Raw genomic sequence first — 6511 nt, 5'->3', positions numbered from 1 at the left:
AGAGCAGAGCTTCCGATTCTCCAAATCAGAGCTGGGAATGGAGAGCTGCCGGCTCTGGTTCTGGGAAAACAGGATGAAGCTGCTGCAGACTGTGACGCTGGTGTATGCTTTCCTGCTCTCTTTGCTCGAGGAGCGGCTAACAGAAAGGGTGAAGCAACTGCTGCGGCAGGGCTGCCATAGAACAGGAAAGCGGTATAGAGAAGCCTCTACACCGCTTTACCGTATCCGATTGGCGCTGGCCAACATCCTCAATGAATTTACCGCCTACTCCCGGTTAAAAAGTTCGGGATGATTCATGTTTTTTGTGTTTTATTTGAATTACTCTATTGACTTAAAGATTCGGTTCCAGCGGATTCTGCTAAAGAGACTGCCTTCAGGGTTGGTAGACATCCATATCATCACGGCCTTACCTACAATATGGTCTTCCGGTACATAGCCCCAATAACGGGAGTCCATGGAGTTGTGGCGGTTATCGCCCATCATAAAATAATAGTTCTGCTTAAAGGTATATTCGTTTACTTCACTGCCATTGATAATCAGTTTTCCGTCACGTACCTCTGCATTCTCGTTGCGCTCATATTCCAGAATAACCTTTTCGTAAAAAGGCAGCGTTTCAGGGGTGATTGCCACCGTAGCGCCTTCTTTCGGAATATAGATTGGACCGTAGTTGTCTTTGTTCCATTCATAACGGCTCGGCAAATGCGGGAATACTTCCGGGTCAGCCTTGCCAGCCAAGTCCTTCAGCAGAATAACATCAGTGATGAAGTTTAGCTTTGCCATTTCTGCAGCCAGCTCCGGTGATGCATCCACCACGTATCCGTTTTCATAAGGGTAGACGTCGCGCAGGTTGATATTGCGGTCCTGGAAAAACTTCTCTGAAAGCTGCGTATTCGGCACCAGCAGGTATTTATACTGCACCCTTTCTGGCGCGGAAACCGCATTTCCGTTGATATACACCTGCATATCTTTTAACTGCAGCGAATCGCCGGGTAAGCCGATAGCACGTTTGATGTAGTTGGTTCGCAGGTCGGCAGGGTGTTCTTCTTCCGGTGGGTAATTGAAAACCACCACATCGTTGTGCTTTACCTCAGAAAAACCAGGAAGGCGGTGCGGCTCCAGTTGGATGGCATCGGAATAGGAGGGGATGTTAGTGCCCCAGATAGTCTGATGCGTTAAAGGAACCTGTAAGGGTGTAATGGGGGTGCGCGGACCGTAGTGCAGCTTGCTTACAAAAAGGAAATCGCCTACCAGCAAAGACTTCTCCATAGACGGAGTAGGAATGGTATAGGCTTCAAATGTTGCCCAGCGGATTAAACTGGCTGCCACCACTGCAAAAAGAATTGCGTCGCCCCACTCACGGGCAAAGCTCTTCTTTTTTTTCGGTGCCTTTGTCACTGGTTCTTTTTCCCAGAATTTCACTTTCATCTGCAATAGCTATGGTTACAGGTTTAGCATGTCCTTCATGCCATACACGCCCTCGCGGCCAACCAGCCACTCCGCTGCCATTACGGCACCTTCGGCAAATCCTGCGCGGCTGTGGGCTATATGGCCGAGTTCGATTTGGTCTACCTCAGAGCTGTAGGTAACAATGTGTGTGCCCACTACATCCGGTTCACGCTCTGAAGCAATGTTTAATTTAGTTTTTTCTTCCGGATTATCAGACACCCATCCTTCTAAATTTGTGTAGCTGGACAAAATGCCTTCTGCGGCAGTGATACCGGTACCGCTTGGTTTATCTACTTTCTGCAGGTGATGTACCTCCTTAATGGATACATCATAAGCCTTGTAAGCCTGCATTTTACTAGCAATGTATTCATTAAAATGAAAGAACAGGTTAACACCCACGCTATAGTTTGAAGCATAAAAGAAGGCTCCTTTCTGCTTGAGGCACAAAGTAACGGCTTCCTCAAACTTGTGCAGCCAACCCGTAGAGCCAGATACCACCGGAATGCCGTGCACCAGGCAATACGATACATTGCCGAATGCAGACTCAGGATGTGTGAATTCAATGGCTACGTCTGTGTTCTCAGAAGTATAATTTTTTAATTCATCAGCATTATCATGGTCTATTTTGCCAATGATGTCGTGGCCTTTTGCCAAAGCCGTCTGCTCAATGGTTCTACCCATTTTGCCGTAGCCTATCAGGAGAATTTTCATTTGGTTCGGGTGTATAATGTAAATGTTATAGCAGGTGCCATGGAGTTATTGACAGAGGCAACAGGTACTATACCGGGATTAATGCGTAGTGCCAGATTATCACTCACGTCAAACTCCTTGAGGTGGGCATGTACGTAAGCTTCAGCAATCTGCAGCGCATGGGCACCAATAGAAAGTAAAATGGTCAGATCCCTGTTGCGGCGGTAATAGTCACGGCGGTACTTCAGGTTATTGTAAGCGGAGCTACCCGGTGTTGTTCCGTTGCTCACTCCCAGGTAGGGGTGGTCCGCGTATTCATCCACAGTGTTTGGGTCGCCGTCTACTCGCTGAATAATAGCGGTTCGGTAACTTTCGTAATTCTGGTGGTTGTTAAACAGGAAGTAGCCGAGCACGGCACCCGTTGCATAAACTATTGGTACTTTCCAGTACGCCCTGTTGTAAAACTGCCCGGCTCCAGGCAGAATAGCGGAATATAAAGCCGCTTTGCCTGGCCGGTCCAGGTCTTTGAGATTGCTTAAAAAGAAGCCTTTTTCTTGATTTAGCGTGTCAGGAACAAGCACGCGCACAGAATCTGCACCCTCGGTTATTACCTGCGCGCTAGCAGGAGTATAGCAAAGCAGTATACCCAATAGCAGTGCGGCAATGCCGGTGTACAGCCTCATGTAATTTTCTTAGTAGTTTAAAATATCCAAAATACGGTTCAGCTCGTCCACCGACAGGAAAGGGATTTTGATCTCACCCTTTCCGTCGTTGTTTGCCTTTACCTGTATTTTAGTGCCGAACTGGGAAGACAGACGTGATTCTACGTTTTTCAGTTCTCCCTCGTATTTGTTGAACTGCAGCTTTTGCTGTGGGTCTGGTTTTTTATTGGCATTCTGTAGGTTCCGTACCAGCTCCTCTACTTTACGAACAGACAGTTCCTTGGCAACTACTTCTTTAAATACATCCAGCTGTTTCTCTACTGTATCAATATTGATAAGTGCGCGGGCATGACCCATGCTGATAACGTTGTCGCGCAGGGCAATCTGGATATCCGGTGGCAGCTTTAGCAGGCGCAGGTAATTGGTAACGGTCGTACGCTTTTTACCTACACGGTCACCTAATTCCTCCTGCTTTAAACTGCACTCCGACAGCAGGCGCTGATAGGAGAGGGCAATTTCAATTGCATTCAGGTTTTCACGCTGAATGTTTTCAATGAGGGCCATCTCCAGCATCTGCTGGTCGTCTGCCTTGCGGATGTAGGCAGGAATAACGGTAAGGCCGGCAATTTTCGATGCCTGGTAACGTCGTTCACCTGAAATCAGCTGGTAGCTGTTCTGGTCTAATTGCCTTACCGTAATGGGCTGTATAATTCCCTGTACTTTAATAGACTCCGCCAATTCTTCCAGCGCTGTTTGGTCGAAGTGGGTACGCGGCTGGAAAGGGTTTGTCTGGATTTGATCTATGGCTATATCTGCGATGGTATTAACTTCGTTTATAGTGGAAGACTCGGTTTTCCCAGTGTATTTGTTACCCTCCAATAGAGAGCCAAGACCTCTTCCGAGGCCGCCTGTGCGTTTAACTGCAGGTTTTTTGTTGTCAGACATGTAATGGTAAAATTATTTAGCCAGCGCTACACTGTTCTTCTCTGCAATTTCGCGGGCTAAGTTAAGATAGCTCAGGGCACCCTTGCTTTCTGCATCATGCAGCAGGGCAGGTATACCAAAGCTTGGAGACTCGCTCAATTTCACGTTTCTAGGAATGATGGTATCGAACACCATCTGCTGGAAGTGTGTTTTCACTTCTTCCACTACCTGGTTGCTCAGGCGCAGGCGCACATCGTACATCGTCAGCAGGATACCTTCAATGGCTAAATCTGTATTGAGGCGCGACTGGATGATTTTGATCGTGTTCAGGAGTTTGCCTAAGCCCTCTAGGGCGAAATACTCACACTGCACCGGGATAACCACGGAGTCTGCGGCTGTAAGTGAGTTCACAGTGATTAATCCCAAAGAAGGGGAGCAGTCGATGATAATGTAGTCGTAGTTTTGCTTCAGGCTTTTCAGGGCCTCCCGCATTTTTTCCTCGCGGTTAGGCACGTTGATCATTTCAACCTCTGCACCCACCAGGTCGATATGCGATGGGATGAGGTCAAGGTAATCAATGTTTGGCGATTGCAGGATTATCTCCTCCGCTTTTACATCCTCCACCATGCACTCATAGATGCTGCTGGTAATAGTAGCCGGATCGAAGCCCAGACCGGAAGTGGCATTTGCCTGCGGGTCTGCATCGACGAGTAAAGTCTTGAATTCGAGAGCTGCCAGGCTTGCCGCCAGGTTAATGGCGGTGGTGGTTTTACCAACCCCACCTTTTTGGTTAGCAACCGCAATTATTTTTCCCATTATAAAAATTAGAGATTTATAGTTTGACCTATCTCCATCAAAATAAGTTCCTTGTCTACCATCTTCGCCACTTCCTTCACCTGTTCTTTGTCTATCCTGATGTACGGGAAGGTATCGTAGTGCATCCCAATCACTGTGTCTACCTGCACAAAGTCAGCGGCAACCATGGCATCATGTATATCCATTGTAAAGTTATCGCCGATAGGAAGCAGTGCAAAATCCAAATCAAACTGCTCCGGTATAAGCTTCATGTCGTAGGTCAGGGCTGTGTCGCCGGCGAAGTAAAAAGCCTGGTTTTCTGTTTCTACGACAAAGCCTGCTGCAATCCCGCCGTTTGAACCGTCTGGCAAAGAACTGGAGTGCACAGCGTTGACCATTTTCACCGTGCCGAAAGGAAGCGTCACCTTGCCTCCAATGTTCATAGGGTGTGTGTTTTCTACTCCTTTGTTACCATACCAGGTCGCAATCTCATGGATGGCAACAATGGTGGCTTTGTTATTATTGGCAATCTGCTCTGCATCGTGCACATGATCCTGGTGGCCATGGGAGAGCAGGATATAATCCGCTTTTATGTCGTTAACGTCTATTTGGGAAGCTAGCTCGTTTGGGGAGATGAACGGATCGAACAGCACGCGATGCGCTCCGATTTCAAATAAGAAACAAGACTGACCGTAGTACGTTATTTTCATAGTGTTACTGTTTTAGGGTTTTCTTGAGCTTTGCAAGATACTTTAAACTTGCACAAAGATACATTTTTTTACCCATAAAGGCTGATGCAATTCTGAACTGGCTGTATATTTTTATGCACATGCCGGAGCACTTAATTGCCAATAGTAGCCCTCTGAAAATACAACGGACAAACAAGTTGTTCGGTATATTCTCCCGTGATTTTCCACCGCCTCAGGCAAGAGACTTCCCCCGGCAGCTTACAACCTGTTAGTGCATGCCAAAGGATTAGAAGCTGCCTTTGGCAACTTCCTTTTCTTGTGCAAACAAAAATAGGGCAGCTGATGAATTTCAGCTGCCCTATTATGCTTAACAGTGCAAATCTACTGTCAGAAAAGCATTTTACTTAGTTGCAGGACCCGTCTTCGGGTCGTTCTTTGTATTTATCTTGTCAACCTCTACATCCTGCTTTTTCACGGTATCGCGAATGGTTTCTTCGCGTGTGCTGGTTTGCTTGCCAATGTTTACTTCTTCTACCACGCGGGCTTGTTTGTCTACCATTGGTACCTCTGCACGCTCTATAAATTCTTTGTCACCTTTCTTGAAAGTGGCTAAGTCTTGCTCGTTAGCAGGGCGGTTTACCGGGTTACGTTCAACACGTACGTGCTCTTCACGCAGGCGCAGGTGCTCTTCTACCGGTTTTTCGATAATGCGGCTTCTCAAGCGTACGCCGCCTGTTTCTACTTCCCGCTTCCCTACTTTCATTTGCTCCTGCACTACAGGTATAGAAGAGTTAATCCATTGTGCTCTCTTCTCACGTGGCATAGACTTGTACTTTTCGGCACGTTCGTCCACATCTATAGCTCCACATTTGTCAAGTAGTTCCGCTGCACGCTGTGCCTGGTCTCTTGTTTCGGCATGTACCGTTACAATAGAACCATGCTGGGCAACTTCAGAATACTTATTCCTATCATCGTTATCTGTAAACAAGGAGCTAAAGAAGTTACCGTCGTTATCTGTTCTGTTTGCGGCAGATGCGTTCGGGTTAGGTGTTGTGGTTGCATTCGGACCAGTTGCTGTAGAAGCAGTTGGATTTGGTCGGTCAGCAGTTGTGTTTGCAGCAGTAGCAGTGTTTGCTGTGTTCGCCGTATTGTTATCTCTTGCGCCTCTTACGGCAATGTCAATGTTATTTTCTGGGATGCCGTTAGACATTAGCTGTTGTGCTGCCATCTGAGCATCTACTCCATAATCGAATATTCCTATTACTGTTTGTCCTTTCATAGTTTGGTTATTTTTGGTTTATGTTA

7 protein-coding genes and 1 pseudogene are annotated in these 6511 nt (G+C 47.0%); 1 reads left to right on the top strand and 7 read right to left on the bottom strand.

Annotated elements, in window-relative coordinates; all coding sequences use genetic code 11:
* A pseudogene (locus tag ACYVB1_RS02095) lies at positions 1 to 292 on the top strand (transposase); the annotation flags it as partial.
* A 26-nt stretch (positions 293 to 318) separates the two neighbouring features.
* Here the strand turns inward: ACYVB1_RS02095 and lepB are convergent.
* From lepB to ACYVB1_RS02060, 7 genes are all read right to left on the bottom strand, one after another.
* Entirely contained in the window at positions 319 to 1425 is a 1107-nt protein-coding gene (gene lepB, locus ACYVB1_RS02090) for a signal peptidase I (RefSeq protein ID WP_460920003.1), read from the bottom strand.
* Positions 1426 to 1440: 15 nt separating this feature from the next.
* Positions 1441 to 2157 (bottom strand): 4-hydroxy-tetrahydrodipicolinate reductase, encoded by a 717-nt coding sequence (dapB, locus tag ACYVB1_RS02085; RefSeq protein ID WP_460920001.1) that lies wholly within the window; start codon positions 2155 to 2157, stop codon positions 1441 to 1443.
* Complete coding sequence (locus ACYVB1_RS02080; RefSeq protein WP_460919999.1) at positions 2154 to 2819, bottom strand: DUF5683 domain-containing protein; 666 nt, start codon at positions 2817 to 2819, stop codon at positions 2154 to 2156. Before ACYVB1_RS02080 ends, dapB begins: the two co-directional genes overlap by 4 nt.
* A gap of 9 nt (positions 2820 to 2828) precedes the next feature.
* Positions 2829 to 3743 (bottom strand): ParB/RepB/Spo0J family partition protein, encoded by a 915-nt coding sequence (locus tag ACYVB1_RS02075; protein ID WP_460919997.1) that lies wholly within the window; start codon positions 3741 to 3743, stop codon positions 2829 to 2831.
* Between the two features lie 12 nt (positions 3744 to 3755).
* Positions 3756 to 4538 (bottom strand): ParA family protein, encoded by a 783-nt coding sequence (locus ACYVB1_RS02070; protein WP_460919995.1) that lies wholly within the window; start codon positions 4536 to 4538, stop codon positions 3756 to 3758.
* An 8-nt stretch (positions 4539 to 4546) separates the two neighbouring features.
* Positions 4547 to 5227, bottom strand: a complete 681-nt coding sequence (locus tag ACYVB1_RS02065) for a metal-dependent hydrolase (RefSeq protein WP_460919993.1) — start codon at positions 5225 to 5227, stop codon at positions 4547 to 4549.
* Between the two features lie 379 nt (positions 5228 to 5606).
* Complete coding sequence (locus ACYVB1_RS02060; RefSeq protein WP_460919991.1) at positions 5607 to 6485, bottom strand: YsnF/AvaK domain-containing protein; 879 nt, start codon at positions 6483 to 6485, stop codon at positions 5607 to 5609.
* Between the last annotated feature and the right edge of the window lie 26 nt (positions 6486 to 6511).

Source organism: Pontibacter brevis, assembly GCF_054779655.1.
The sequence above is the reverse complement of the archived record's forward strand: the minus strand, read 5'-3'. Positions and strand labels throughout refer to the sequence as shown.

Excerpts from the sequence above, each read along its gene's own strand:
- lepB (WP_460920003.1), bottom strand. The coding sequence starts at position 1,425 with ATGAAAGTGAAATTCTGGGAAAAAGAACCAGTGACAAAGGCACCGAAA.
- dapB (WP_460920001.1), bottom strand. The coding sequence starts at position 2,157 with ATGAAAATTCTCCTGATAGGCTACGGCAAAATGGGTAGAACCATTGAG.
- ACYVB1_RS02080 (WP_460919999.1), bottom strand. The coding sequence starts at position 2,819 with ATGAGGCTGTACACCGGCATTGCCGCACTGCTATTGGGTATACTGCTT.
- ACYVB1_RS02075 (WP_460919997.1), bottom strand. The coding sequence starts at position 3,743 with ATGTCTGACAACAAAAAACCTGCAGTTAAACGCACAGGCGGCCTCGGA.
- ACYVB1_RS02070 (WP_460919995.1), bottom strand. The coding sequence starts at position 4,538 with ATGGGAAAAATAATTGCGGTTGCTAACCAAAAAGGTGGGGTTGGTAAA.
- ACYVB1_RS02065 (WP_460919993.1), bottom strand. The coding sequence starts at position 5,227 with ATGAAAATAACGTACTACGGTCAGTCTTGTTTCTTATTTGAAATCGGA.
- ACYVB1_RS02060 (WP_460919991.1), bottom strand. The coding sequence starts at position 6,485 with ATGAAAGGACAAACAGTAATAGGAATATTCGATTATGGAGTAGATGCT.